Below are 26338 nucleotides of genomic sequence, written 5' to 3'. Positions count from 1 at the left end.
CGGCCCGCCGCTGTGTGCGGGTCGAGCAGCACGCCCGCTCCGCCAGCTCGCCGCACCATCAGAGCACCCGCACCCCCAGTGCACCGCACCCCACCACGCATCCCGCCTCTTCAGGAGAACCCCGCCATGAGCATTCGTCCGCACGGCGACGGCCTGCACCCGCGCCTGACGCGCGTCGGCATCGCCGCAGCCGCCCTCACCCTCGGGCTCTCGGCCCTGCCCGGCATCGCGCCCATCGCCCAGGCCGCCGTGGTCACCCCCGGCGACCTCCAGATCAGCGAGGCCTACGGCGGCGGGGGCAACTCCGGGGCCAGCTTCCAGAGCGACTTCGTCGAACTGCGCAACACCTCCGAGGCCGACATCAGCCTCGACGGCTGGTCCCTCCAGTACGCCTCGAAGACCGGCACCTTCAACAACACCGTCTCCCTCAGCGGCACCGTCCCCGCCGGCGGCACCTTCCTCATCGAGCTGGCCTCCGGCAACGGCAACGGCGAGCCCCTGCCCGCGGCCGACCTCACCGGCGGCATCAACGCCTCCGGCAGCGGCGGCGTGTTCGCCCTGTCCGACGCCGAGGGCAACCTCGAGTGCCACGGGACCACCTGCGCCGAGGACCCGGCCGTCGTCGACCTCGTCGGCTGGGGCGCGGCGGAGACCTTCTCCGGGGACGCCCCCGCTCCCGGCACCGACAACGCCACCTCCGTCTCCCGCGTCGAGGTCACCGGCGAGAACTCCACCGACTTCGTCGAGGGCGCCCCCACGCCGACCCCGTCGGGCGCGGAGGAGACGGACTCCGAGGATCCGGAGGAGCCCGAGGATCCCGAGGTGCCGGCCGATCCCACCGAGGCGAGCATCGCCGAGATCCAGGGCACGGGCGAGGCCAGCCCCCTGGAGGGCGAAACTGTCGTCACCGAGGGCGTCGTGACCGCGGTCTACGCCACCGGCGGCCTGGACGGCTACGTCATCCAGACCCCCGGCACCGGCGGGGCGCTGGACTTCTCCACGCACACCGGCTCCACCGCCGTGTTCGTCTACTCGCCCGACACCGTCGGCGACGTCGCCATCGGCGACTCTGTCCGCGTGACCGGCGAGGTCTCCGAGTACTACGAATCCACGCAGGTCACCGTCGGCGCCGGCGGGCTCGAGCAGCTGCCCGAACCCCTCGGCGAGGTCGAGCCCCTCACGATCGAGGGCGGCTTCCCGACCGAGGAGACCGAGCGCGAGAGCATCGAGCACATGCTCTACCTGCCGGGTGAGGGCGACTTCACCGTCACCGACGTCTACGGCACCAACCAGTACGGCGAGGTGGGCCTGGCCATCGGCGACGAGCCGCTGAAGCAGGCCGGCGACATCATGGAGCCGGGCGAGGAGGCCACCGCCTACTTCGAGCAGCAGGCCCAGAACCTGGTGCTGCTGGACGACGGGAAGTCGACCAACTTCAGCAGCAACCCCGAGCAGCCGATGAGCTGGCTGACCACCGAGGAGCCCGTGCGAGTCGGCGCCTCCGTCGGGTTCACCGAGCCCACCGTCGTCGCCTACTCCTTCGACCAGTGGCGGCTGAACACCACCACCCCGTGGGAATCGGCCGAGACCGACGGGGTCGACTTCGAGAACACCCGCAGCGCCACGCCCGACGAGGTCGGCGGAGACCTGCAGCTGGCCACGTTCAACGTGCTGAACTACTTCACCACCCTCGGTGAGGACACCCCTGGCTGCGAGCCCTACACCAACCTCCACGGCGAGGGCACCAACGTGCGCGGCGGCTGCGACCTGCGCGGCGCGTGGGGAGCCGACGACCTCGAGCGCCAGCAGTCCAAGATCGTCGAGGCGATCTCCGGCACCGAGGCCGAGGTGGTGGGCCTGATGGAGATCGAGAACTCCGCCCGCCTGGGCGAGGAGCCCGACGAGGCCACCGCCACCCTGGTCGCCGCGCTGAACGAGCGCGACGGCGAGGGCACCTGGGACTACGTCCGCACCGGTGAGGCCTACGCCGAGCAGGGCCTGGACGGCGGCAGCGACGTCATCACCAACGCGATCATCTACCGCACCGCCGCCGTGGCCCCGCAGGGCCAGGCGCAGATCCTCGCCGGCGACGAGGCGTTCGACAACGCCCGCGAGCCGATCGGGCAGGTGTTCGTGCCCGTCCAGGGCTCCGGCGAGGAGCAGGTCGAGGGTGAGCCGTTCTTCTTCACCGTCAACCACTTCAAGTCCAAGGGTTCCCAGGACGCCGAGGATGCCGAGCTGGAGGAGGACCCGGTCCAGGGCAATGCCCGCACCTCCCGCCTGCAGCAGGCCGAGGCGCTGCTGAGCTGGAGCGAGGAGACGGCCGCGGAGCTCGGCGTCGAGGACTTCTTCCACGGCGGCGACTTCAACGCGTACACGCAGGAGGACCCGCTGCAGACGTTCTACGACCAGGGCTACATCGACCTCGGCGAGACCTACGATCCCGAGGGCTGGTCCTACAGCTACGACGGCATGGTCGGCTCGCTCGACCACGTCCTGGCCAATCCCGCCGCCGCCGAGCGCCTCACCGGTGGCACCCACTGGCAGATCAACGGTGCCGAGTCCGTGATGACCCAGTACTCGCGGTACCACAACAACACCGTCGACCTGTACGAGGACGGCGTGTTCGGCTCCTCCGACCACGACCCGATCATCGCCGGCCTGGATGCCGGGTTCCCCGCAGGCGGTGGGGACGACGAGGATGACCAGGATGACGACGAGGGTTCCGGTCACCCCGGCAAGGGCCACGGCAAAGGCCACGACAAGGGTCACGGCAACGGGCACGGCAAGGGTCACGGCAATGGCAACGGCAACGGCAACGCCCACGGTCATGACAAGGGCAAGGCCAACGGCAACGCCAAGGGTCACGGCAAGGACGACTGACGTGCCACCTGCTCCCGCCGGCGGCGCCCGGCCCATCTCGTGATGAGCCCGGCGCCGCCGCCCGGCCCGGACGCCCTGGCCCGCCGCCTGAGGCTGACCGACGCGGTCATCGTCGGCCTGGCCGCGATGATCGGGGCCGGCGCCTTCGTCTCCCTCGGCGCCGCCCAGGACCTCGCCGGGGTGCTGGCACCGCTGGCGGTGCTGGTCGCCGCCGTGGTCGCCCTGTGCAACGCCACCTCCACCGCGCAGCTGGCCGCTCAGCACCCGGCCTCCGGCGGCGTGTACCACTTCGGGGGCAAGCAGCTGGGGCCCTGGTGGGGCTTCCTCGCCGGCTGGTGCTTCGTCATCGGCAAGACCGCCTCCTGCGCGGCGATGGCCCTGGTGATCGCCGCCTATCTGGTGCCCGAACCGGCCCAGCGCCCGGTCGCCGCCGCAGTCGCCGTGGTGCTGACCGGCGTGAACCTGGTCGGCATCACCCGCACCGCGACGCTCGCCCGAGTGCTGGTGACGATCGCGGTGACAGCACTGGTGCTCACCGCGGCACGCCTGCTCATCGGTCTCGATGGGGGAGCAGGCAGCACGTCCGACGGGGCCCAGGGCTTCGCCGCCGGAGCCCCCGGCCCGCTCGCCGGGGCCGACGCCGGACTGTGGGACGGCGGCCTCGCCGCGGTGCTCGGCGCCGCCACCGGAGGACCCCTCGGCCTCGCACTCGTGGTCGCACAGGCCGCGGCGATCATGTTCTTCGCCTTCGCCGGATACGCGCGCATCGCAACCCTCGGCGAAGAGGTGATCTCCCCGCGCCGCACCATCCCGCGCGCGATCCTGCTGGCGCTCGCAGCGGTGTTCGTGCTGTACGTGGCGCTGTCGATCGTGCTGGTCGCCGTGGGTCCCGCCCCCGGCGACCAGGGGTGGGGACCGGCACCGTTCCGCACCGCCCTCGACGGGGTAGGTGCCGGCGCCGGCTGGCACCTCATCGTCACCGTGGGTGCCGTCGCCGCGGCCGGTGGGGCGCTGCTCGCCCTGGTCGCGGGCATCTCCCGCACCATGCTCGCCATGGCGCGCGAGAGCGACCTGCCCCGCCCGCTGGCACAGGTGAACCAGCGCTTCTCGGTGCCGCAGCGCGCCGAGATCGCCGCCGCGATCGCCATCGTGCTGCTGGTGCTGCTGGCCGGCGACGTGCTGGTGGCAGTGGCCGCCTCGTCGTTCGGGGTGCTGCTGTACTACGGGGTCGCGAACCTGGCCGCCTTCACCCAGCGCGGCCAGTGGCGCCTGTTCCCCAGCGCCCTGCAGGTGCTGGGCCTGATCGGCTGCCTCGCGCTGGTGGCGGCGCTGCCGGGCCGGACGATCGTGGCCGGTGTGGGGCTCGTGCTGGTCGGCGTGGCGTATCGCGGCGCCGTGCTGGCCCTGCGGCGCTGAGCTCGCCCGCCTTCGCACTCGTACCCGCATCGGCACCCGCGCCCGCGCCGGCACCGGCGCGGGCTCGGGCGGAGCACCATCCCGCCAGGGCTCAGGTCCAGGCGGTCCAGGTGGTGTCGGCGTCGATCAGCCAGTGGTGGCGCAGGGTCAGGGCGCGTTCGGTCGCCGCGAGAGCGCCCGCGACGAGCAGCGTGGTGTTCGCCCACGCGGGCAGGCTGATCGGGGAGGTGAAGGTGCCGACCCGATCGGCGACCACGTCCACGCTCGTGATCAGCTCCGCCAGCTGCGGGGCCATCGTCACGAGGCCGATCAGCAGGATCACGATCGCGACCATCCCGATCGCGGCGCTGGCCCGCGGATGGCGCCGGTCGAGGCGTGCGCGCAGGCCCTCCATCGAGCGAGGGTGCGGGCGCAGGGGCTGCGACCGGGTGCCGTCCTCCGGCACGTGGTGCATCCGGGTCAGGCCGTACATGCTGGTGGCCACCTCGATCACGCCGCCGGGGACGTCGAACGCGACCGGCGGGTTCGCGATCTGGATCTGTCGGCCGTCGCGATAGAGCTCGACCGGGGCGTGCCGCGCGCCCTCGGCGATCTTGCCGCCCTCGAGCTCGGCGGCGAGGTACCGCACGTCGACGGCGTACTGCGAGAACCGTCCCGCCCCGTCGTCCGGATCCAGGAAGAACTGGGTGCGGGTCAGCAACTGCCACCAGCGCAGCGTCGTGAGCGCCCTGCCGTCGCCGGGCTTCGCCCGACGCTGACGGAGCGAGCGCTGCAATCTCCTGAACATGATCCTCCCCGGGGCGGCGCGAGGCCGCGAGTCGTCGCTGCGAGGCGTCGTCGCCTCCATTGCAGCGGACGTCCCGCCCCGGGACCAGTGCGATCTGTCATCTCCTCCCAAGGAAGGAGTTCACGTCCCGGGGGTCGCGCCGCGGAGATCGAGGAATGCTCGCGCCAGCCTCGCCAGATCCTCCTCCGGCGAGTCGCCGTACCGCTGGTGCTGCATCGCCCGGACCGTCTTCTCCCGCACCGCGTGGCCGAGCACGAGATCCAGCACCGCGCGGCCGGCGAAGGCCGGATCGATCCCCGCTCGCAGCCGGCCGCGATCCCCGAGCTGGGCGAAGCACTGCCCCAGGACGTACTCGTGCACGCGGCGCAGCCGAGCCACACGGAACCTCCCGGGATGCTCCTGGTTGACGGCATCGGTGCTGAGCGTGGCCAGAAGCTGCATCGTCGCCGAGGCCGGGTGCCAGATGGCCGCCAGGTTCTCCAGCAGCATGTCGGCATCCGGGGCGAGTTCGCCGACGCGGGTCAGCGCGTCCTGCGCGTGCTCCTCGAGGCGATCGATGACTGCGTGCAGCAGAACCTCCTTGGAGGCGAAGTGATGCAGCATTCCGGGGTGGGAGATCCTCACCCGTTTCGAGATGTCGCGCACGCTGGCACCGTGGTACCCGTACTCGGCGAACATGGCGGCTGCCGCGTCGAGGATGCGCTCCCTGCGCCGAGAGGGGTCACCGGCGTCGGCGCACGCCCCGTCGCGGGTCGCGCTGTGCCCGCCGGTATGCGACACCGGCAGGCGGGATGCCGCCTCCGGCGTGGTCGCGTCGTTGCTGTGCCCGAGGCCGGGGACGTCCGGCCGGTATGCCGCCCCTCGCTCGTCGATGGTGGATGAGGGGTCGGAGGTGTTCGTGAGGAATCGGTCCGATCGTGTGTGGGGCGCGCTCAGGCAGAGCGCGTGTCGTCGTGCAGTCGTAGGCGTCCGGGTGCCATGGCGCCCGCCTGTCCGGGAGGCGCGAGAAGCACGACGTGAATCGTGGTGGTCCGGGTATTGTCGATGACGACATCGCGACCGGATCCGGAATAGGCTGGTCGATCTGACGACGGCATTCACCGAATGTCGCGACAACGGGGTCCGGGTGGCGTGAGAGAGATTCCGGGGTGGTTGTGGGAATGGCGATCCCCGGAATCAGAAAGAATGGTGGTCGGGAAATCTCTGGTGTGGTGCGGGCATCATCCCGTCTGCCTGCTCACCGTGCGGAGAGAACTGGGCTCGGGCGGCCTCGGCCGGGCCTCGCTCTGTGCCGATGCACAGCAGTCGACGAGAATCGGGCCCTGGCGGATGGAGCTTCTCTCGGCTCCGTGCCGTTGCGGCCTGTCCCTCGAGCATAGTGGACGAATCGGCGGCACGCTCACGCGGCCGTCATATCTCGCGCCGAGAACGCCATCGGAGACGCTGGCGGTGGTCGCCATGTATAATGTGCCCGGAAATCGGGAATAATCCTGTGGCCTGCGATGCCCGGGAGCTCGCGTGCTACCCGGCCCGCATCTCGCGCGGCAGCTCTTCCAGCAGCTGCAGCCACAATTCCGAGGCCGTGGGGAAGCTCGGTACCGCGTGCCGCAGCACGTGCACCGGCACCTTCCCGACGATCGCGATGGTGGCAGAGTGGATCATCTCCGAGGCGTCGGGGCCGACGAACGTCGCGCCGACCAGCTGTCTCGTGCTCGCATCGACCACCAGCTGCGCAGTGCCGGTGACATCGTCCCGCAGCACAGCGGAGCCCGCCGCTCCGCCGAAGGGGACCCGCGCGGTGACCACGTCGATCCCCTGCTCGCGGGCCTGCGCCTCGGTGAGACCGGCCGACGTGACCTGGGGTTCGGTGAACACGACCTGGGGGACCGGCACGGCGTCGGGGACGGGCTCGAGAGCCTCACCGGTGGCCCCGGCGCGGATGCGCTGTCCGATCACGCGGGCGCGGTACTTGCCCCAGTGCGTCAGCGGCGCCTCCCCGCTGGCATCTCCGACGGCATGCAGCCAGTCCGGCAGCGCTGTCTCGGCGGCATCGTCGGACGTGGGCTTCGCGGCGGCGGTCACGTCGTCGGCCGTGAGCCCGATCGCCTCGAGTCCGACGCTGCTCAGCCGGGGACTGCGGCCGGTCGCGGCCAGCACCTCGTCCCCGGTGACATCGCGCCGCCCGTCGGCATCCTCGACCTGCAGGGTCACCGCGCCGCCGTGCAGTCGGCCCAGTCCGGTCCGCCGTGCATCGGCGCGCTCGCCGGAGACCACGGAGGTGCCCAGCTCCACGGTGACACCCAGGTTCCCCAGGGCCTCCAGCATGTGCTCCCCGGCGAAGGGTTCGTAGCCGCTGAGCAGTCCGTCCCCGCGCACCAGCATCGTCACCTCGCTGCCCAGCGCGGCCATCCACGTCGCGGCCTCCACGGCCACCACGCCGCCGCCCACGATCAGCAGCTGGCCGGGAACCTCCCTCACCCCGGTGACGTCGCGCGAGGTCCACGGGGCCAGCGCCTGCAGCGGTTCGGGGATCCTCGCCTCCGAGCCGGTGGCGAGCACGACTGCCCGCTCGGCGTGGACGAGTGTCGGCCCGCTGCCGTCCTGGCCGTCGGCGGGCTCGACGAGCACCTCGCGCTCGCCGACGAGCCGGCCGTGCCCGCGCACCACGTGGATCCCGGCACCCTCGGCCCACTGCACCTGGCCGGAGTCGTCGTAGTTCGAGACCCACGTATCGCGTCGTGCCAGCAGGGCGTCCCGGTCGATCTCGGGATCACCGACCCCGTCGAGATGAGCGGCGGCGCCGGCCACGGACGTCGGCCGCAGCAGAGCTTTCGAGGGGATGCAGGCGTAGTACGAGCATTCGCCGCCCAGCAGCTCACCCTCGATGATCACGGCGCTGAGGTCCGTGCCCTCGGTGGCGTACTGGGCGGCGTTCTCACCCACGGGGCCGCCGCCGAGCACGACGACGTCGGCGGTGATCTCTGTGGTCGGGGCAGCGTCGGTGGCGTTCGCTTCGTGGGCCATGACGGCACGCTACGCCGCCCGGCGGCCGACGTCACGGGGTGTTCCTCCCCAGTGCCGTCCGTCCACAGCGCCGCGCGGCGCGCCCGGGTTGTCGGCGGCGGTCCTTAGAGTCGGAGCCATGAGAATCCTGCACACCTCGGACTGGCACCTGGGGCGCACCCTCCACGAGGCCGATCTGCACGATCACCAGGCCGACTTCCACGACTGGCTGGTCGACCTGGTGACCGAGCGCGAGGTCGACGTGGTCGTCATCCCGGGAGACGTGTACGACCGCGCGGTGCCTCCGGTGCGGTCCGTGGAACTGCTGGGGCGGACCCTGCGGCGCCTGGCCGACGTCGCCACCGTGATCCTCACGCCCGGCAACCACGATTCCGCGAAGCGTCTCGGCTTCGGCTCGGCCCTGATGCGCGACGGGGTGCACATCCTCGCCGATGCCCGCACCGCGCTCGAGCATCCCGTCGTGGTGCCCGATGCCCACGGTGAGGTGCTGTTCTTCGCTCTGCCCTACCTCGAGCCCGACATCGCGCGCTTCGCCCTCGCGGCCGACGAGACCCAGCCGCTCGGCCGCAGCCACGAGGCCGTCACCCGCGCCGCGATGGAGCGCATCGCCACCCGGATCGCCCAGCACGCGGAGGCCGCCGGGCCGGGCCCGAGGGCACGATCGGTGGTCCTGGCGCACACCTTCGTCGCCGGCGGCTCCGGCAGCGACTCCGAGCGGGACCTCAGCGTCGGCGGCGTCGACTCGGTGCCGGCCGATGCGCTGCGCGGCGTCGACTACGTGGCCCTCGGTCACCTCCACGGCTGCCAGGATCTCCCCGCCCAGGCCGGCACCACGGCCTGGTACTGCGGGTCACCGCTGGCCTTCTCCTTCTCCGAGAAGGACCATCGCAAGTCCGTGCTGCTGGTCGAGCTCGACGCCCCCGGGGAGGTGTCCGTCCAGCGCATCGCCACCCCGGTGCCGCGGCGCCTGAGCGAGCTGCAGGGAACCCTCGAGGAGGTCCTCGCCCAGGCCGAGACCCACGGCGAGGACTGGGTCAAGGCGGTGATCACCGACCCGCATCGGCCGCCCCACCTGCTCGAACGCCTGCGCGGCGCGTACCCGCATCTGCGCCATACCGAGCATCGTCCCCAGGGGCGCGAGGACAGCGACCTCACTCCCGTGGTGCGCCGTGAACAGGATCCGATGGAGGTCATGGGCCAGTTCCTGGAGTACGTCACCGGGACGGAGGCGACCGACGCGGAACGTGACGTGCTCGAGCAGGCCTACCAGAGCGTGCGCACGCAGCGGTCGGAGGCCTCATGAAGCTCCACCACCTGCGCCTCAGCGGCATCGGCCCCTTCCGCGACACCGTCGACATCGACCTCGCCTCCCTCTCGACCAGCGGCATGTTCCTGTTGGAGGGGCCGACGGGATCGGGCAAGTCCACGATCCTCGACGCGATCGTGTTCGCCCTCTACGGCACCGTGGCCGGCAGCGAAGCCAGCGGCGAGCGGATCCGCTCCCAGTTCGCCGACCCCACCGCCCCCAGCGCCGTCGACCTCGTCTTCGAGACCGGCCACGGGATCTACCGAGTGCGCCGCCAGCCGCAGTACGCCCGCGCCAAGCGCCGCGGCACCGGGACCACCAAGGAGAACGCCCGGGCCATCCTGTGGCGGCTCAGCTCGCCCGAGCTGATCCCCGCCGCCCTCGCCGACCGCGCCGGGGAGGGGGCCGGCGTCACGCCGATCTCGACCCGGCTCGACGAGGTCGGCGGGGAGATCACCCGTGCCGTCGGCCTCTCCCGCGAGCAGTTCACCCAGACCATGCTGCTGCCGCAGAACGAGTTCGCCCGCTTCCTGCGCGCCGGCACGGGCGAGCGCCAGACGGTGCTGCAGCGCGTGTTCGGCACCGAGATCTACCAGAACGTCGAGAAGCAGCTCGAACAGATGCGGCGCGAGGCCGCCACGGAGGTCACCGCCGCCCGCAACGACGTCAGCAAGGCCGTCGCCCGCTTCGCCGAGGCCGCCGGCCTCGAGGACGAACAGCGCAGCGAGCTCGACGACCACGCCGCGACCGGTCGCCGGGACGAGCTGAGCGTCGCCGTCACCAGCATCGAGAAGGCCCTCACCGCCCGGGCCGAGGACGCCGCCGAGGCCGCCACCGCCGCCACTGGGCGCGAGACCACGGCCCGCGAGCACGCCGACCGCGCCGCCACCCACCGCGCACGGATCACCCGCCGCCGCGAGCTCGATGCCCTGGCAGCGCGCCTGGCCGAGGAGGAACCGGCAGCCCGCGCGGCGCAGCGCCGACTGACCTGCGACGACGCCGCCCGGCCCGCCGCCGTCGCGCTGCAGCGGGCGAGCCACGCCGCCCAGCGGCTGAGCGACCTGCGCGCTGCCCGGGAGGACGTCGCCGCGAGGCACCGGGAGTCCCACCCGGACCTCGTCGAGCTGCTGGACGGGGAGGATCCGCTGGAGGCCCTGGCCGCCGCCGCCGAGGACGCCACCTCGGCCGCCGGAGCCCTGGGGGACCTCGTCGACCTCGAGAAGGCCCTGCCCCAGCGCGCGAGGGAGATCGAGACCCGCCGCCAGACTGATGCCGAGCTGGCCACGAGCATCCAGGCGCTGACCGAGCAGCTCGCCGCCCGCCCCGAGGCCCGCCAGAAGCTCGTCGCCGAGCGCACCACTGCCCAGACCGCCGCGGAAGCACTCGGCGATGCCCGCGCCGCTCGCGTGACCGCCGCCTCGCACCTGGCCGCCGCCCGCGACGCGGACCGGCTCGCGAAGGAGGTCACCGCGGCGGAGAGGACCGCCGCCGCCGCGCTCGCGGCCGCGCGACGGGCCGCCGACGAGGAGAAGAGGCTGCGCGATCGCCGCCACGCCGGCATCGCCTCCGAGCTCGCCCTGCAGCTCGCCCCCGAGGAGGCCTGCCCCGTCTGCGGGTCCACGGAACATCCCGCACCCGCGGAACCCGCCGAGGACCACGTCGGCCCCGAGCAGATCGAGGCCGCCGAAGAGCACCGCCGGAGCGCCGACGAGGCCGCCTCCCGCGCCGCCGAATCGCTCACCGCCGTGCGCACACAGCGCGACAAGGCCCTGGCCGACGCCGGCGGGCTCACCCTCGAGGACGCCCGCACCGCCGACGCCGACGCCCAGCAGGCCGTCGAGAAGGCGCTGGCCGCTCAGAAGCGCGCCGAGACCCTGGAGAAGGAGCTCGAGGCGCACGACGCCGAGACCACCCGGCTGACCCAGCACTGCAGCGCCCAGGAGCGCGAGCTGGAGGGGCGGGCCGCCTCCCTGCGCGAGGCCGAGACCGCTCTGGCCAAGGACACCGAACGGGCGCGTGAGGCCCGTGGCGAGCATGCGAGCGTGACCGAGCGTCGCGCGGCCCAGCTGACCAGAGCCAGAGCGGCGACCGCGCTGCGCGAGGCGCACCTCGCGGCGGACCAGGCCGCCGCTCGCCTCGCCGAACTCGAGGAGGAGGCAGCCGCCGCCCGCGCCGAGGCCGCCGAGCAGCTGACCGCTGCCGGGCACACTCCCTTCGCCACGGATGACGAGCTGCGCGCCGCCGTCCTGGCCGAGGGCGAGCGGGCAGAGCTGACGACGCTGCTCTCGGACCGCACCGTGAACCGGGCCCGATACACCGATGGCATGGCCGAGGAGGGCATCGCCGAGATCGACGCGAGCGAGGACGCGGCCGGCGCAGTGGACCAGGTCGTCACGGCCGCCGCCGAAGCCCTCACCCTCGCCCGCACCGCCGCCCGGGAAGCCGGCGACCACGCCGCGAGGCTGCGCGCCGCAGCCGAGCGCACCGCCGGTGCACGCACCGCGCTGGACGGGGCGCTGGACCGCCTGGCACGTCTGGACAGCACCGCCGGGGCCATCGTGCGCGTCGCCGACCTCGCCACCGGGCGCTCCTCCGACGGCACCCGTATCCAGCTGTCGACCTACGTGCTCATGCGCCGCTTCGAGGAGGTCGTCGCCGCGGCCAACACCCGCCTGGCCCAGTTCTCCGACTCCACCCTGGAGCTGCTGCGCGACACCGGGGCCCGAGGCGCCAAGAAGACCGGACTGGACCTGCTGGTCATCGACCACCGCACCGACCAGCATCGGCTGCCCGAGACCCTCTCCGGCGGCGAGACCTTCTTCGTCTCCCTCGCCCTCGCCCTCGGCCTGGCCGACATCGTCACCGCCGAGGCCGGGGGAGTGCAGATGGAGACCCTGTTCATCGACGAGGGCTTCGGCAGCCTCGACCCCGAAGCCCTGGAGCGGGTGGTCGCCGAGATCGGGCGCCTGGCCGAGCACGGTCGCACCATCGGCATCGTCAGCCACGTCAGCGAGATGAAGGCCCAGATCGCCGAGCAGATCCATGTGCGGCGTCTGCCGGACCGCTCCTCGACCCTGTCGGTGACCGCGTGACCGCGTGACCGCGTGACCGCGTGACCGCGTGACCGAGCCGGGCTACGAGGGATACGGCTCGCCGGTCGCCGTCACGGCCACGGGTCCTCATCCGCGGCGCCCTCGTGTCCACCCTCGCGGCCGCGATCATCGTCCAGCGGTCGCTCATGGACGAACAGCGGCACTCCCAGCCGGGTGAACACCGGGGCGATCAGGGCCCCCAGTAGCGCACCGAGGGAATTGGCCAGCACGTCGTCGATGTCCGCGATCCGCACCCCGCACGGATACAGCCCCCACGCGCCGGTGTACTGCGTGGCCTCGATGAGCACCGACAGCATCACCCCGATGGCCAGCGACGTCGTCGTATCCAGCCGGAACACCCCGCGCAGGATCGCCCCCAGCGGCACGAACAGCACGATGTTCATGCCCAGCTGCAGCACCGGCCAGCTCAGCAGCAGGCCCAGCCCGGTGGTGCCCTCGGCATGGACCGCGAGGATCTCGCCCACCGCGTTGAAGGGGTAGGGCCGCAGCTCGCCGCCCGCTCGGTTCTGGCAGGTGCTGGCCACCTCGTAGGCGGGAGCGACCGTCAGGCCCGCCAGCGTCATGGTGTACACGCAGATCACCAGCACACCGACCAGCCGCAGCGGCCGCACCCGGCCGAAGCGTCGTCGCTGCAGCAGCACGGCGGGGAGCAGGATCGCGACGAACACCCCCACGCCGCCTGCGATGCCCACCAGGGCCAGGCGCACGAATTCGGTCACAGGAGCACGCTATGGCCAGTTGCTGGACGCTGCACAGGAACCGTCGGATGACCCTCCCGGGACCGGCTCCACCCACGGTAGGAGCGACGCAGACCCATGGGCCCATCCCCCCGGAGCCCCCTGCGACCTTAGGGTTCAGCCATGATCGACGCATGGGCCTGGCAGATCCCCTTCAGCCTCCTCGGCGGCACACTGTGCTTCCTCGCGGTCCTGCTGCCGATCCTGATCATCCAGTACTACGCCTACGGGCGCCTCAGCCCCGCCCGCCTCATCGGCGCCGCCGGCGTCGCGATCTACGCCGTCGCCCTGGTGGCATACACGCTGCTGCCGCTTCCTGACCCCTCGGTCTGCGCGGGCGGCGGCGGGACCTCGCTGCAGCCGATACCGCTGGCGACCCTCGGCGACATCGGCCGGCTCGCCGGGCAGTACGGCCTGGGCTCGACCACCACCATCGCGGCGATCGCCCAGCCCATCCTGAACATCGTCCTGTTCATCCCCCTGGGCGTGCTGATCCGCGTGATGGCCGGCCGCGGCATCCTCACCGCCACCCTCACCGGTGTCGCCGCCTCGCTGCTGATCGAGACCACCCAGTACACCGGGCTGTGGGGCCTGTTCGACTGCGCCTACCGCGTGGCCGACGTCGACGACCTGCTGACCAACACCGCCGGAGCGCTGATCGGCGCACTCCTCGCCCCGGTGGTGGCCGGCTGGATCCCCGAACCCACCGCGCTCGCGACGCTGCCGCCGCGACCCGTGACCCGGCTGCGCCGCCTGCTGGGGATGGCGATCGACGCTGCGGTGATCTCGGCCCTGCCCGGGCTGCTGCTGACGGCCGGACTGCTGACCTACGTCGTGGTCTGGACCCTGGCCAGTGATGGGGGAGAGGTGCCCAATCCGCCCGGCCATGCGGCGGTGCTGCCGCTGGCCTCCCTCCTCATCGGAGCGCTGCTGAGCGTGGTGCTGCCGGCGCTGATCGGCAGCGGCGCCTCGCCCGGGCAGCGGATGGTGGGGATCGTGCCGGTCTTCGACGGCCGACGGGGCAGCGCGGGCCGGCGGCTGACGCGCGCCCTGTCCGTGGCCGGCCTGTACGCGGCCCTGGCCCCGATCGGCGACGTACTCGAGGGTCTCGAGGTGCCCGTCCTGCCCGTGCTGCTGCGCCTCGCCTCGGGCGGCCTCGTCCTCGCCGCGATCGCGATCGTGCTCTTCGTCGACCGGCGGGGACTCTCAGGCCTGATCAGCGGGGCCGACCTGGTCGACCGCCGCGCCGCCCGCCACTGACGACGCGGGGCACCCCGTCGGCGCCCAGCGCTGTCGGCACCCAGCACTGCCGCCACCCCTTGCCGCCGCCACCGCTGCCGCCACGCTGTCCGCTCCCTCACCCGTCGGCCGCGTGCCGAGCCGGCAGCGGTAAGGTGCTCGGCGCGCTCGCCGCACCGACCACACCGCTCCTGCTCACCCCACACCCCGGATCCCAGAGCCCACCGGGCCCGACCCACCCGCGTCCCGGCTGCCCCGGCGCATCCGGGACCTGCTCAACGGGGCCGGCCGGAGAGGCGCGAGGATGTCGATCCCCGGCGGGCGGCACATCTCGACACCAGAAAGCAGACCTTGCCGATGAGCCAGCCGGATACCCCCGCACCCTTCCACTCCCCGACCCCCGCTGCCGGGTCACGGATCATAGGGACCGGCCACTATCGCCCCGCCCGGATCCTCACCAACCATGACCTCGAGCAGCTGGTCGAGACCAGCGACGAGTGGATCCGCCAGCGCACCGGCATCGAATCGCGGCGGATCGCCGGCGAGGACGAGACGGTCGCGAGCATGGCCACCGAGGCCGCCCGCGCAGCCCTCGCGGACGCCGGCATCGACGCCTCCGAGATCACCCAGGTCCTCGTCGCGACCTGCTCGAACGATGAGCACTCACCCAGCGCCGCCGGCCGCGTGGCCGAGGCCCTGGGCCTGCCGGCCCCGGCCGCGTTCGACGTCGGCGCCGCCTGCTCCGGCTTCAGCCACGCCCTGGCCCTGGCCGATCAGTCGATCCGGGCCGGGGCCTCCACCACGACCCTGGTGATCGGGGCGGAGAAGCTCTCGACCTACACCGACTACACCGACCGCACCACCTGCATCCTCACCGCCGACGGGGCCGGCGCCGTGGTGCTGCGCGCGAGCGAGCGGCCCGCCGTCGCGCCCGTGGTGTGGGGGACGGTCCCCGACCTCGCCGATGCCGTGACGATCACCGGCCCCGGGCCGTACTTCGCCCAGCAGGGACGTGCGGTTCTCGGCTGGGCCCTGCGCGAGGCCCCTGCCATCTGCCACCGGATCGTGGAGGCCGCCGGGGTGACCATGGCCGATATCGACGTCTTCGTCCCCCACCAGGCGAACCTGCGGATGATCGAACCGCTCGCGAAGTCCCTCGGGCTGCGTGAGGACGCGGTGATCGCCGACGACGTCATCACCAGCGGCAACACCTCCGCGGCGACGATCCCGCTGGCGATCTCCCGGATGCGCGAGGCGGGCCGGATCCGCGCCGGGGCGACCGCCCTGCTGATCGGGTTCGGCGGCGGGTTCTCCTGGGCCGGCCAGGTGGTGCGACTGCCCTGAGGGCCCGACGGGCGGACGAGCGGCGGCGGGACGGCGCCGATAGGATGGTCACGGCCCGGCGCACCGCTTTCCCAGCGGTGCCGCGCCCCCACCCTCGACACTCCCCGGAGGACCCGTGGTCGACTCCCTGACCATCCAGATCATCGTGACCGTGCTGGTCTGCCTCGCCTACATCGTGGGCCTGGTGGGGATCGTCGTCCCCGTCCTGCCCGGCACGATCACCATCGTGATCGCCACGCTGATCTGGGCGATCGTCACCGGCGGCTGGATCCCGTGGATCGCCTTCGCGATCATCCTGGTCCTCGGGGCGATCGGCATGACCACCAGCTACGTGCTCACCGGGCGGCGCCTGCACCAGCACGAGGTGCCGATGTGGCCGATCTACGTCGGCATCGCCTCCGGCATCGTCGGCCTGTTCGTGATCCCCCTGCTGGGCCTGCCGATCGGCTTCGTGATCGGCCTGTACGTCTCGGAGTCGCTGCGCCTGCAGGACTGGAGGAAGGGCCTCGGATCCGCCTGGGTCGCCGTCAAGGCCCTGGGCATCGGGATCATCATCGAGTTCACCCTCGCCATGCTGGCCACCATCGTCTTCGCCATCGCCGTCGTGGGCCACTTCGTCTCCGTATGACCAGCACCGACGCCTCCGCCACGAACCGATCCGCCCACGAGGGCCCGGGCGCGACCCGCTCCGGCCACCCCCGCCGCGGCAACCACCCGCACGACGACCGCACGGGCAGCTCCCGGCCCGCAGGCACCGCGCCGCCCGCCGCACCCGCACCCCAGCACCCCGCCGTGCTCATCCCCGGCATGAAGCGCCTGCTCACCGGTGCCTGGGAGAAGCGCAAGTGGTTCATCCCCGCCGTCCTCGGGGCGCTGCTGTTCTCGGTGCTGCAGATCGCGACCTCCGCGATCATCGGCCGCGTCACCGAGGAGGTCATCGTGCCCTCCTTCCAGCGCGGCGAGCCCGTCATCCCCGTCGTCCTCGGCGGCGGTCTGGCCATCCTCGGCATCGGCGTCGCCCGCGCCGTCTCCGTCATGACCCGCCGCATCTTCGCCGCCGCCACGCAGTTCGACCTGTTCGGCCTCTACCGCCGGCGACTGGCCGCCGTGTACGCGAAGGTGCCGCTGCTGTGGCACCGCCGCCAGTCCACCGGCACCCTGCTCTCGGCGATGTACGCCGACATCGAGGCCACCTTCTTCGCGATGGCGCCGTTCCCCTTCGCCCTGGCCACGATCGCCATGCTGGTCTACGCGACCGTGGTCGTCGCCCGGATCGACCCGGTGATCCTGCTGGTCATGCTCGCCCTGATCGTCCTGCTGATCGTGGCGAACGTGCTGCTGCAGCGGTTCGCGACCCCCTTGGCGATGCGCTCCCAGCAGCTGCGCGCCGAGGTCGCGGAGATCGCCCACGAGTCCTTCGACGGCGCCAACGTCGTCAAGTCCCTGGGGCGGGAGGACGTCGAGCAGGAGCGCTTCGACCACTCCGCCGAGCAGCTGCGCCGCACCGGCATCCGCTTCGGTTACGTGCGCGGCTGGTTCGATCCCCTGATCGACGCCCTGCCCAACCTCGGGATCCTCGCCGTGGCCGTGCTCGGCGCCTGGCGCATCGGGGACGGGCACCTCACCACGGGCCAGCTGGTCGAGGTCTCCTACCTGTTCACGCTGATGGCGCTGCCGATCCGCTCCTTCGGCTGGGTCCTCGGCGACCTCTCGCGCACCGTCGTCGGCGGCGGCCGCGTCCAGCAGATCCTGGACGTGAGCGAGCAGCGCACCTACGGCCCCGACCCGCTGCCCGACGGGCCCGGCGTGTTCGAGGTCGACCGTGTCTCCTTCGTCTACCGCGACGACCCCTCCCAGGTGATCCTGGGCCGCGACGTACGCCCCGAGGACCAGCAGCTGCGCGAATCCCGGGCCCTTGACCAGGTCTCCCTGCGCGCCGACCCGTCGGCCGGCACCCGCGTGCTCGCCGTCGTCGGGGCCACCGGCTCGGGCAAGTCGACCCTCGCGCTGCTGGCGGCCCGCCTCGTCGACCCCACCGAGGGCAGCATCCGCCTCGACGGGGCGGACCTGCGCTCGCTGACGGCCGACGCACTGACCGCCGACGTCGCCCTGGTCCTCCAGCAGGCCTTCATCTTCGATGCGAGCGTGCGCGAGAACGTCACCCTCGGCGAGGACATCGACGAGGACACCGTGCGCTGGGCGCTGCGCGTCGCCCAGGCGGAGGGCTTCGTCGACGCCCTCAGCGACGGCCTGGACACCGAGCTCGGCGAGCGCGGCGGCTCCCTCTCCGGAGGGCAGCGCCAGCGCATCGCCCTGGCCCGCGCGCTCGCCCGCCGCCCCCGGCTGCTGATCCTCGACGACGCCACCTCCGCCTGCGACCCCAGCGTCGAGCTGGCCATCCTCGACGGGATCCGCCGCGAGATGACCTCCTCGACCCTGCTGTCGATCGCGTACCGCAAGTCCACGATCTCCCTGGCCGATCAGGTGGTCTTCCTCGACCACGGCCGCGTCGTGGCCACCGGCACCCACGAGGAGCTGCGCTCGACGAGCCCCGGGTACCGGGCCCTGGTCGACGCGTACGACGAGGCCGCGATCTCCCACAACCTGCTCGAATCCAAGGGGCCCCAGCCCAGCGACGGGCCGGACCCGAGCATCGCCGTGCCCGCCGAGCGCGCCCGCACCGTGGCCGATGCCGTCGAGCGTCACGGCGCCGGCCGCTACCGGCGCGAGGACGTCACCTCCGAGTGCGAGGAACCGGACACGAGCACGGGGGCGACGCCCGCCCTCGGCGCCGGCGAGGACCGCACCGCCCTCGGCACCGGCGAGGACCGCACCGCTCACGGCGCGGGCGAGGACCCCACCGTCCACGGCGCGGGCGAGGACCCCGCCGCACGCCCCGCCCGTGAGCAGGAGGAGGGACGATGACCGCCGCACCCGCCGCCCGCGCCGCTCAGAACTCCTCGGAGCTGGGCACCGAGACCACCACCGATGAGTCCGCCCTCCACACCATCCGCCGCGGTCTCTCCCTGACCCCGCAGCTGCTGCGCGGACTGTGGATCACTCTGCTGCTGGCCGTGGTCGCCACCGCCGGCAAGGTGGTGGTGCCCATCGCGGTCCAGTCCATCCTCGACCGCGGCATCATCGCCCCCGAGCAGCCCGACGTCGCGTTCGTCGCCGGCGCCGCCGGACTGGCCGCACTGCTGCTGCTGATCACCGCGGGCTGCAACGTCATCATGAACCGGCGCCTGTTCCGCCTGGCCGAGACGTCGCTGGCGACCTTGCGCAAACGCGCCTTCCGCCACATCCACGACCTCTCGCTGCTGACCCAGGGCACCGAGCAGCGCGGCGCCCTGGTCTCCCGCGTGACCAGTGACGTCGACACCGTCAGCCAGTTCATGAGCTTCGGCGGCATGATGCTGCTGGTGATGAGCATGCAGCTGGTGCTGGCCACCGGCGTGATGGTCTTCTACTCCTGGCCGCTCGCGCTGGCCGTGTGGCTGTGCTACCTGCCGATCCTGTTCATCATGAGCAAACTGCAGCGCCGCATCCGCGCCCGCTTCCAGACCGTCCGTCTCAAGGTCGGGCAGATGCTCGGGACCGTCTCCGAGGCCCTCGTCGGCTCCGCGACCGTGCGCGCCTACGGCATCGAGAACCGCACCCGCGACGACCAGTTCGACCGGATCGACCAGGTGCGCAACGCCCAGTTCGCCGTGCTGCGGCCGCAATCGGCCTCGATGTTCCTCTCGGAGACGGCCGACGGTCTGGCCACCGGCGTCGTCGTCGTGGTCGGCGTGCTGCTGGGTACCCAGGCCCTCGGTGCGAACCTGCCCGGCGCGGACCTCACCGCCGGCGGCGTGATCGCGTTCGTCTTCCTGGTCTCCCTGTTCAGCCAGCCCGTGCGGATGGGCATCGAGATGCTCTCGGAGGCCCAGAACGCGGTGGCCGGCTGGCGGCGCGTGCTCGGCGTGCTCGACACCCCGGCCGACGTCGCCGACCCCGGCGGTGCCATGGACCCCCACACCGGCCGGCGCCTGGAACCGACCGACGGGGCGACAGCGCTGCCCGAGGGTCTGCTGGACATCGAGGTGCGCGACCTCCACTACCGCTACCCCTCCGGCCCGGAGGTGCTCCACGGCATCAGCGTCGACATCCCCGCCCGCAGCCGGATCGCGATCGTGGGGGAGACCGGCAGCGGCAAGACCACCTTCGCCAAGCTGCTGACCCGCATGATGGACGCCACCAGCGGTGAGCTCACGATCGGCGGTGTGCCCCTGCACCTGATCACCTATGCCTCGCTGCGCAAGCGCGTGGTGATGGTCCCGCAGGAAGGGTTCCTGTTCGACACGACCGTCGCCGGCAACCTGGCCTACGGCAAGCCCGACGCCACCGCCGACGAGATGCGCCGCGCGCTGGACGAACTGGGACTCGGCGGCTGGGCCGACGACCTGCCCGAGGGCCTGGACACGCCCGTCGGCCAGCGCGGCGAGTCGCTCAGCGCGGGGGAGCGGCAGCTGGTGGCCCTGGCCCGCGCCTACCTCGTCGACCCCGACGTGATCGTGCTGGACGAGGCGACCAGTGCGGTCGATCCCGCGGCCGACGTGCGCCTGCAGCAGGCCATCGACGGCCTCGCCCGTGGTCGCACCACCATCACCATCGCCCACCGGCTCTCCACCGCCGAGCGCGCGGACCGGATCATGGTGCTCGATGAGGGGCACCTGGTCGAGCACGGCACCCACGACGAGCTGGTGAGCCTTCCGGACGGGATCTACGCCGGCCTGCATCGCTCCTGGGTGGCGCACCGCCAGGCGCGGTGAGCGCGGCAGGAGAGGACAGGATATGAGTTCCGGGCGGTCGCAGAGGCCTTCGGCATCGGCTGCGGGCGGGCGCCGCCGCGCCATCGTCGCCGTGCTCTCCATCGCCCTCGGCGTGCTCGGCGCCGTGGCGGCAGGTCTTGTCACCGCGTACGTCATCGCCTCCGCCCGGATCACCTACTACCTGCCGCCGGCGCCCGGCAGCACGGAGCCGTCGACGCACCACGACGTCCACGAGCCGATGCTGATGCTGGCTCCGGTCGGCGGGCTCGGCCTCGCTCTCTCGATCATCGCGATCGCCCTGGGTGCGTGGGGGCTCGCACGCCGGCGGGGCGCGCGGGCCTGGACTCTCGCTGTGCCCTGCGCGGCGCTGCTGATCGTGCTCATCGTGCTGGTGATCGTCGGCAGCATGACCATGCCGGTCTACTGAGCGTGCCCGCCGGCCCTAAGATCCTCGGCGTGGCCGATCCGCTTCACCCGCCGATCCCTCCGGTCTCCTCGCGTGAGGAGCCCCGGTTCGCCAGCGCGGCGCGCAAGCGGGCGCTGGCCGCCGCCTTCGAGGAGCAGGGCGGGGAGTACGACCGGCTGCGTCCCGGCTATCCCGATCTGGTGCTCGAGGCGATGCTCGCGCCGGTGCCACGCCCGATGAGCGGAACCCCCGCCCGGGCGATCGATCTGGGCGCGGGCACCGGGAAGCTGTCGTGGGCGCTCGTCGCTCGGGGCCTGGACGTCATCGCGGTGGACACCAGTCGCGCCATGCTCGAGACCGCGCTGCGCCGGGGGCCGTCGGCCGGCTCCGGGCCTCCGCGGCCAGGCGCGGCCTCGCCGACCCTCCCGGCCGGCCACGACGTCGAGCGGGTGCCATCAGCCGCGCCCGCACCCGACCTCACCACGCACCTCGCCCCGGCGGAGGCCACCGGCCTCCCCGACACATCGGCCGACCTGGTCACCGTCGCCCAGGCCTGGCACTGGTTCGACGCCCGCGCCGCCTCCGCCGAGGTCGCGCGGCTGCTCGCACCCGGCGGGGTGCTGGCGCTGGTGTGGAACACGCTCGACGTGCGGATCCCGTGGGTCCACCGCCTCTCGCGGATCATGCACGCCGGGGACATCCATCGCGAGGACTTCCGTCCGACCGTCAGCCCCGAGCTCGCGCTCGTCGAGCGCAGCGTGCACGAGTGGGAGGACCCGATGCCCACCCACGACGTCATCGACCTCGCCCGCACCCGCAGCTACGTCATCACCGCTCCCGAGGAGCGCCGCGCGAAGGTGCTCGCGAACCTCGACTGGTACCTCCACGACCATCTCGGCCATGAGCGCGGCGCCGTCATCGGCGTCCCGTACCGCACCGACCTGTTCCTCTACCGGAGCGGGAGCGTGTCGTGACGCGAGGGCGGCCTTGGGAAGCGGAACGCCTTCTGCGGCTCCGTCCGTTGCGACAGCTAGTGTCGATGTCCGAGCCTGGCACGGGAGGGGTGGAGATGAGCGGAGAAGCTGGCTTCCGCGCCGCCCGCCGTCACGCCGGCGAACTCGGCAGGCCTCTCGAGGTCTACGCGGACCGTCCCGGCACCGTCGTCGTCGGCGCAATCGTGTTCGTCTGGCTCATCTTCACGGGGCTCACGCTGATCAACCCGGCGGAATCCCCCCTGCTCATCGCGGCACCCGGCATCATCTTCGCGCTGCTCGCAGCGGGCATCCTGGTGCTGATCAGCGGCGAGCGGCTGATCGTGTGCGAGCGAGGACTGCTGGTCGGGAGCGTCGCGCCGGGGATGCGCCCCTACATCGTGCGCTACGAACAGATCGTCCCGGGCAGCCTGGTCCCCGTCACCGGAGCCGGCCGCTACGGTCGCGAGACCGGGACGGGCGGTTTCCCACAGTCGACGGTCCGGCGTTCGGCCTGGAACCGGCAGGGCATCCACTTCGTCGGTCCGTCGGCCCAGGCAGCCCGCCGGCGCCCGGCCTTGATCGCGGTCCTGCAGGATCCACCGCCGCGTTCCGTCGACGGCCGCTGGGTCTGGTTCGCCGGCACCGGGCGCACGTCCCCGGAAACCCTCACCGCGCGGATCGCACAGGCCGCCGGCGCATCCGGAGCCCAGCAGCTTGCCCGGGCGACGGCCTCGGCTCCGGCGCGCAAGCTCAGCGGCGACCCGGCGGAGGCCGCTGCCCATCTCCCCGGGCTGCGGTAGCCCAGGATCTCTGCCGACGGCCGGTGGCGCTTCGCGGACAGGGGACTGCGATGGCCGGCCCCGCGGCTGCCAGGTTCGAGAACAGCAGAGCACCGGCCGGCTCCGCGCCACGTCTGCCACGTCGCCGTGGGAAGGTGAAGCCCATGAACGCCCGTCCGCGCACTCGCACCCGTCGCACGGTCCTCGACCGCGTCTCCGTGGTCCTGGGCGCTCTGTGCCTGATCGCGGCGGTGCTCTCGGGGATCAGCATCGTGGCCTCGAGCCACGTCGGCCCCGACGGCCCGGAGTCACCGTTCGTCGTGGGTTCCTGGGATCTGCGGCGCTCGACCCCGTTCCTCGGGGTTCCGGTGGCAGCGTTCCTCGGTGCGTGGGCCGTGAGCCGAGGCGCGGGCCTTGGGGTTCCTGGCCGCCCGCACGGTCGTGCCACCGGCGCTGCGCACGCGAGCCGTCTTCACGTCGGCCTCGCGCTGGTCGGTCTCGTGATCGCGCTACGGATGGCGATGTACGCCGACGGGTTCGGCTTCTTCGGCCTCACCTTCTGATCGGGGGACCGCCCTGACGAGCGCGCGCTCCGCCCCGATTCCCTCGTGAGCTCCGCACCGGGACCGGCGGGTGCGCGGCCGCCCGTGTCGCTCAGCCGCCGACGCCCGCGCCGCCGGCGTCGCTGGCCCCGCCCGCGTCGCTGGCGCCCGTGCCCTCGGGGGCGATGCTCATATCGGTCACGCGCCAGCGCTCGCCGTCCCAGGCGATCTGGGCCACGAGCTGGCCGGAGACCTCGGGCAGCTCGTTGGCCTGGAGGTTGGGATCGTCGACCAGGATGCTTGCCTCCTGGGTGAAGTCCGCGACGACCTCGCCGCTCGCGGGCGGGTCGCCCTTGCCCTCGAACGTCGTCGAATGCACCGCGAAATCGCCATCGACCAGGTAGCCGTCCTGCTCGGCGAGCAGCTGGGCGTTGTCCAGGAAGGACATGCAGACCTGGCACTGCGGGTCGATGGAGCTCTCCCACACGGAGACGTCACCGGTGGTCATCATGTAGGTGTACGACTCGAGCAGGTAGATCACCGTCTCCTGCGCACCCTCATCGGTCTGCTCGGTCAGGCCCGCGGGTTCCTCGGGGCGGGGCACCTCGGGCCGCGGCGGCTGGTCGGCGGGGTCCGCCGTCGGCCGGTTGTCCGGGTTCTCGACCGCGGTCGGGTCGGCCTGCTCACCGCCGTCGTTGCCCAGCAGCTGGCCGATCCCGATCACGCCGATCGGGACCACGAGCACGAGGGCCAGGACGACGATGATGATGCGTTGGACAGGTCGGTTCACGCGGGCCACGGTAGACGACGCGGCTCCGTGGGCACTGGATCATCCCGTGATCACCGCGCGGTGGCCGGACCGAGCTCACCGCCACCCACCATTCGGTCCGAGGTGCGGCGCAGGAGCCGAGCCGGTGGTAGGCAGTGGACATGGTCGACAACCACCGCGCGCACAGCGATCCGGCACACGCCTCGGCGGCCGGCGGCGTCCTCGTCGTCGGCCAGATCGGTCGCGACCTGGTGATCTCGACCGACCGCGTTCCCGACCCCGGGGCGAGCGTGGACGTCGCCGAGCGCCTCGAGATGTGGGGCGGCAAGGGCGCGAACCAGGCCGTCGGCATGCGCCAGCTCGGCACGCCGGTGGGGCTGCTCGGCGTGGTCGGTGAGGACGAGGTGGGCGAGCGGCTGCTCGCCTCGGCCCGCGCAGACGATATCGATGTCCGCGTCGTGGTGCGTCGTGGTACCAGCGCCCTGCTGGTCGACGTGGTCGATGCCGAGGGCCGGCGTCGCCTCTTCGAGCACGTCCCGGCCGAAGCGCTGCTGACCGGGGGTGACGTGTACAGCGCCCGGGAGGCAGTGGCACGGGCCGACACGGTGTGCCTGCAGCTGCAGCAGCCTGAACCGGCTCTGCTGGAGGCGGCGCGGCTCGGGACCGCGACCGGCGCCGACCTCGTGCTGGATGGCGCCCCGCAGACGCCCAAGGTGCGTGCACTGGTCGGGCAGGCCCGCGTGGTCCGCGCCAACGCCCACGAAGGCGAGCTGCTGACGGGGATCGCACTGGAGAGCGAAGAGGCGGCACTCTCCGCGGCACGCGGGGTGCTCGATGAAGGTGTCGAGGTGGTGGCCTTCGGCGTTGCCGACGCCGGTGACCTGGTCGTCTGGGACGAGGGGCACCGCTTCCTGCCCCACGGCCCCCAGCGCGTCCTCGACCCGACCGGGGCGGGCGATGCCTTTCTTGCCGGGCTCGTCACGGGCCTGCGCAACGGAGCGGCCCCGGCGCAGGCGGGCGAGCTCGCCGCTGCGTGCGCGGCCTCGACGGTTCAGCGGTTGGGAGGACGGCCGGACCTGTCCGCGCTGCGACCGTGACGTCGTTCCGGTAACGGCCCTCGTCGGCCGTATCCGAGCCCATACACTCCAAGAATGACTCCGGGCCCGCCTCGCCGCCGCGCAGCAGCCCCTCTCCCTGCAGCAGCCCCTCGCTGTGCAGCAGCCTTTCGCTGTGCCGCGGCACCGCACCGCGCACCGGCCCCGGCCCCTCCTCGGCCTGCGCCCCCGGATGCACGAGCAGCGGCGGTTCTCGTCCAAGTTCGGCCACATGGCCGAAGCGGGCAGGGCCCGTGCCGGGGGAGCGTGGCCGCATGGACACCACGCCGCCCCTGCCCGACGCGACTCCTGCCGACGCAACGCCCACGGCCGACCCGATCCCCACGCCCGCTGCCCGCACGCCCCGCGATGGGCCCCGAAAGTCCAGGCGGCCGCGGATCCCGCGCCGTGAGTGGCTGCTCGGCGCCGGCCTCGCCCTGCTCGCGGCCATCCCCTCCATCGCCGGCGCCGTGAAGCTCGAAGGCCTGGCCACCGGCGTGCCCGCGACCCCCGAGACGGCGCGCTTCGTCGAGATGCCCACGCCCGTCGCGATCCACATCGTCGCGGCCATCGTCTATTCGTACGTCGGCATCGGCCAGTTCCTGCCCACCGTGCGCCGCCGCAACCTCGGCCTCCATCGCGCGATGGGCCGGTATGTCCTGGTCCCGGCCGGATTCGCCGTCGCGCTGACGGGCCTGTGGATGAACGTGGCCTATGAGTTCCCGGCGATCGACGGTGTGGGTCTGCTGATCTCCCGCTACGTGGTGGGGATCGGCATGGCCGTGGCGCTGGTGCTCGCGCTGGTCGCGATCGGCCGACGGGACGTTCCGACCCACGCGGCCTGGATGATCCGCGCCTACGCCCTCGCCCTCGGCGCCGGCACCCAGGTGCTGACCTCCGCCCCGCCGATGATCCTGTTCGGCCCGCCCGACGAGCTCGGCCGGCTGCTGCAGATGGACGCCGGGTGGCTGATCAACATCGTGGTCGCCGAGCTCGTGATCGCCCGCTGGATCCGCCCGCGCCGCCGGCCCTCGACGACCTCCGGCCACCGCACGAAGACGTCCCGCCGTGCCGGCACGGCCCGCCCCAAAGCCGCGCAGGCGTGAGCGCG

The 26338-nt window shown here is 72.6% G+C and carries 20 protein-coding genes; 15 read left to right on the top strand and 5 right to left on the bottom strand.

Annotated features, from left to right (window positions below):
* Positions 1-126: 126 nt before the first annotated feature.
* Positions 127-2883, top strand: coding sequence for an ExeM/NucH family extracellular endonuclease (locus tag ACFQRD_RS08855; protein WP_377803786.1), 2757 nt, complete (start codon positions 127-129; stop codon positions 2881-2883).
* 42 nt (positions 2884-2925) lie between these two features.
* Positions 2926-4299 (top strand): APC family permease, encoded by a 1374-nt coding sequence (locus tag ACFQRD_RS08850; RefSeq protein ID WP_377803785.1) that lies wholly within the window; start codon positions 2926-2928, stop codon positions 4297-4299.
* Between the two features lie 91 nt (positions 4300-4390).
* Here the strand turns inward: ACFQRD_RS08850 and ACFQRD_RS08845 are convergent, their stop codons facing one another.
* From ACFQRD_RS08845 to ACFQRD_RS08835, 3 genes are all read right to left on the bottom strand, one after another.
* Positions 4391-5086: a hypothetical protein gene (locus tag ACFQRD_RS08845; RefSeq protein WP_377803784.1), complete on the bottom strand. Its 696-nt coding sequence runs from the start codon at positions 5084-5086 to the stop codon at positions 4391-4393.
* A gap of 120 nt (positions 5087-5206) precedes the next feature.
* On the bottom strand, positions 5207-5866 hold the full coding sequence (locus tag ACFQRD_RS08840; RefSeq protein WP_377803783.1) for a TetR/AcrR family transcriptional regulator: 660 nt from the start codon (positions 5864-5866) through the stop codon (positions 5207-5209).
* Positions 5867-6607: 741 nt separating this feature from the next.
* Complete coding sequence (locus ACFQRD_RS08835) at positions 6608-8110, bottom strand: dihydrolipoyl dehydrogenase family protein (protein WP_377803782.1); 1503 nt, start codon at positions 8108-8110, stop codon at positions 6608-6610.
* 118 nt (positions 8111-8228) lie between these two features.
* On the opposite strand from ACFQRD_RS08835, the gene ACFQRD_RS08830 reads away from it, so the two are divergent.
* The gene (locus ACFQRD_RS08830; RefSeq protein ID WP_377803781.1) at positions 8229-9413 is read left to right on the top strand and encodes an exonuclease SbcCD subunit D; all 1185 of its coding nucleotides are present in this window, start codon (positions 8229-8231) and stop codon (positions 9411-9413) included.
* Positions 9410-12508: an AAA family ATPase gene (locus tag ACFQRD_RS08825; protein WP_377803780.1), complete on the top strand. Its 3099-nt coding sequence runs from the start codon at positions 9410-9412 to the stop codon at positions 12506-12508. The genes ACFQRD_RS08830 and ACFQRD_RS08825 overlap by 4 nt, the downstream gene beginning before the upstream one ends.
* A 71-nt stretch (positions 12509-12579) precedes the next feature.
* On the opposite strand, the gene ACFQRD_RS08820 is transcribed toward ACFQRD_RS08825, so the two are convergent.
* Positions 12580-13248, bottom strand: coding sequence for a VanZ family protein (locus tag ACFQRD_RS08820; protein ID WP_377793199.1), 669 nt, complete (start codon positions 13246-13248; stop codon positions 12580-12582).
* A gap of 141 nt (positions 13249-13389) precedes the next feature.
* On the opposite strand from ACFQRD_RS08820, the gene ACFQRD_RS08815 reads away from it, so the two are divergent.
* The 9 genes from ACFQRD_RS08815 (at position 13390) to ACFQRD_RS08775 (ending at position 23385) form a co-directional block, all read left to right on the top strand.
* Positions 13390-14526 (top strand): VanZ family protein, encoded by a 1137-nt coding sequence (locus ACFQRD_RS08815; RefSeq protein WP_377803779.1) that lies wholly within the window; start codon positions 13390-13392, stop codon positions 14524-14526.
* A 336-nt stretch (positions 14527-14862) separates the two neighbouring features.
* Positions 14863-15849, top strand: coding sequence for a beta-ketoacyl-ACP synthase III (locus ACFQRD_RS08810; RefSeq protein ID WP_377018415.1), 987 nt, complete (start codon positions 14863-14865; stop codon positions 15847-15849).
* A 115-nt stretch (positions 15850-15964) separates the two neighbouring features.
* A complete protein-coding gene (locus ACFQRD_RS08805) occupies positions 15965-16477 on the top strand; it encodes a DUF456 domain-containing protein (RefSeq protein ID WP_377018414.1) in 513 nt (170 codons plus the stop codon).
* Complete coding sequence (locus ACFQRD_RS08800) at positions 16474-18774, top strand: ABC transporter ATP-binding protein (RefSeq protein WP_377803778.1); 2301 nt, start codon at positions 16474-16476, stop codon at positions 18772-18774. Before ACFQRD_RS08805 ends, ACFQRD_RS08800 begins: the two co-directional genes overlap by 4 nt.
* Entirely contained in the window at positions 18771-20663 is a 1893-nt protein-coding gene (locus ACFQRD_RS08795) for an ABC transporter ATP-binding protein (protein WP_377803777.1), read from the top strand. Before ACFQRD_RS08800 ends, ACFQRD_RS08795 begins: the two co-directional genes overlap by 4 nt.
* Before the next feature lie 22 nt (positions 20664-20685).
* Complete coding sequence (locus tag ACFQRD_RS08790; protein ID WP_377803776.1) at positions 20686-21090, top strand: hypothetical protein; 405 nt, start codon at positions 20686-20688, stop codon at positions 21088-21090.
* 29 nt (positions 21091-21119) lie between these two features.
* Positions 21120-22043, top strand: coding sequence for a class I SAM-dependent methyltransferase (locus ACFQRD_RS08785; RefSeq protein WP_377803775.1), 924 nt, complete (start codon positions 21120-21122; stop codon positions 22041-22043).
* A gap of 95 nt (positions 22044-22138) precedes the next feature.
* On the top strand, positions 22139-22843 hold the full coding sequence (locus ACFQRD_RS08780; protein WP_377803774.1) for a hypothetical protein: 705 nt from the start codon (positions 22139-22141) through the stop codon (positions 22841-22843).
* A gap of 143 nt (positions 22844-22986) precedes the next feature.
* Positions 22987-23385 (top strand): hypothetical protein, encoded by a 399-nt coding sequence (locus ACFQRD_RS08775; protein ID WP_377803773.1) that lies wholly within the window; start codon positions 22987-22989, stop codon positions 23383-23385.
* A gap of 91 nt (positions 23386-23476) precedes the next feature.
* Here the strand turns inward: ACFQRD_RS08775 and ACFQRD_RS08770 are convergent, their stop codons facing one another.
* Positions 23477-24154, bottom strand: a complete 678-nt coding sequence (locus ACFQRD_RS08770) for a DUF6318 family protein (RefSeq protein ID WP_377803772.1) — start codon at positions 24152-24154, stop codon at positions 23477-23479.
* Positions 24155-24294: 140 nt separating this feature from the next.
* Between ACFQRD_RS08770 and ACFQRD_RS08765 the strand changes: the two genes are divergently transcribed.
* Together ACFQRD_RS08765 and ACFQRD_RS08760 are read left to right on the top strand one after the other, a co-directional pair.
* Entirely contained in the window at positions 24295-25230 is a 936-nt protein-coding gene (locus tag ACFQRD_RS08765) for a PfkB family carbohydrate kinase (protein WP_377803771.1), read from the top strand.
* Positions 25231-25502: 272 nt separating this feature from the next.
* Entirely contained in the window at positions 25503-26333 is an 831-nt protein-coding gene (locus ACFQRD_RS08760) for a DUF2306 domain-containing protein (RefSeq protein ID WP_377803770.1), read from the top strand.
* Positions 26334-26338 lie beyond the last annotated feature (5 nt).

This window comes from Brachybacterium sp. GCM10030268 (assembly GCF_042666305.1).
In the GTDB taxonomy this organism is placed as follows: domain Bacteria; phylum Actinomycetota; class Actinomycetes; order Actinomycetales; family Dermabacteraceae; genus Brachybacterium.
Note: the sequence above shows the minus strand (reverse complement) of the source record. Positions and strands in the feature narration are given on the sequence as shown.

Excerpts from the sequence above, each read along its gene's own strand:
- ACFQRD_RS08855 (WP_377803786.1), top strand. The coding sequence starts at position 127 with ATGAGCATTCGTCCGCACGGCGACGGCCTGCACCCGCGCCTGACGCGC.
- ACFQRD_RS08850 (WP_377803785.1), top strand. The coding sequence starts at position 2,926 with ATGAGCCCGGCGCCGCCGCCCGGCCCGGACGCCCTGGCCCGCCGCCTG.
- ACFQRD_RS08845 (WP_377803784.1), bottom strand. The coding sequence starts at position 5,086 with ATGTTCAGGAGATTGCAGCGCTCGCTCCGTCAGCGTCGGGCGAAGCCC.
- ACFQRD_RS08835 (WP_377803782.1), bottom strand. The coding sequence starts at position 8,110 with ATGGCCCACGAAGCGAACGCCACCGACGCTGCCCCGACCACAGAGATC.
- ACFQRD_RS08830 (WP_377803781.1), top strand. The coding sequence starts at position 8,229 with ATGAGAATCCTGCACACCTCGGACTGGCACCTGGGGCGCACCCTCCAC.
- ACFQRD_RS08825 (WP_377803780.1), top strand. The coding sequence starts at position 9,410 with ATGAAGCTCCACCACCTGCGCCTCAGCGGCATCGGCCCCTTCCGCGAC.
- ACFQRD_RS08815 (WP_377803779.1), top strand. The coding sequence starts at position 13,390 with ATGATCGACGCATGGGCCTGGCAGATCCCCTTCAGCCTCCTCGGCGGC.
- ACFQRD_RS08810 (WP_377018415.1), top strand. The coding sequence starts at position 14,863 with ATGAGCCAGCCGGATACCCCCGCACCCTTCCACTCCCCGACCCCCGCT.
- ACFQRD_RS08800 (WP_377803778.1), top strand. The coding sequence starts at position 16,474 with ATGACCAGCACCGACGCCTCCGCCACGAACCGATCCGCCCACGAGGGC.
- ACFQRD_RS08795 (WP_377803777.1), top strand. The coding sequence starts at position 18,771 with ATGACCGCCGCACCCGCCGCCCGCGCCGCTCAGAACTCCTCGGAGCTG.
- ACFQRD_RS08790 (WP_377803776.1), top strand. The coding sequence starts at position 20,686 with ATGAGTTCCGGGCGGTCGCAGAGGCCTTCGGCATCGGCTGCGGGCGGG.
- ACFQRD_RS08780 (WP_377803774.1), top strand. The coding sequence starts at position 22,139 with ATGAGCGGAGAAGCTGGCTTCCGCGCCGCCCGCCGTCACGCCGGCGAA.
- ACFQRD_RS08775 (WP_377803773.1), top strand. The coding sequence starts at position 22,987 with ATGAACGCCCGTCCGCGCACTCGCACCCGTCGCACGGTCCTCGACCGC.
- ACFQRD_RS08765 (WP_377803771.1), top strand. The coding sequence starts at position 24,295 with ATGGTCGACAACCACCGCGCGCACAGCGATCCGGCACACGCCTCGGCG.
- ACFQRD_RS08760 (WP_377803770.1), top strand. The coding sequence starts at position 25,503 with ATGGACACCACGCCGCCCCTGCCCGACGCGACTCCTGCCGACGCAACG.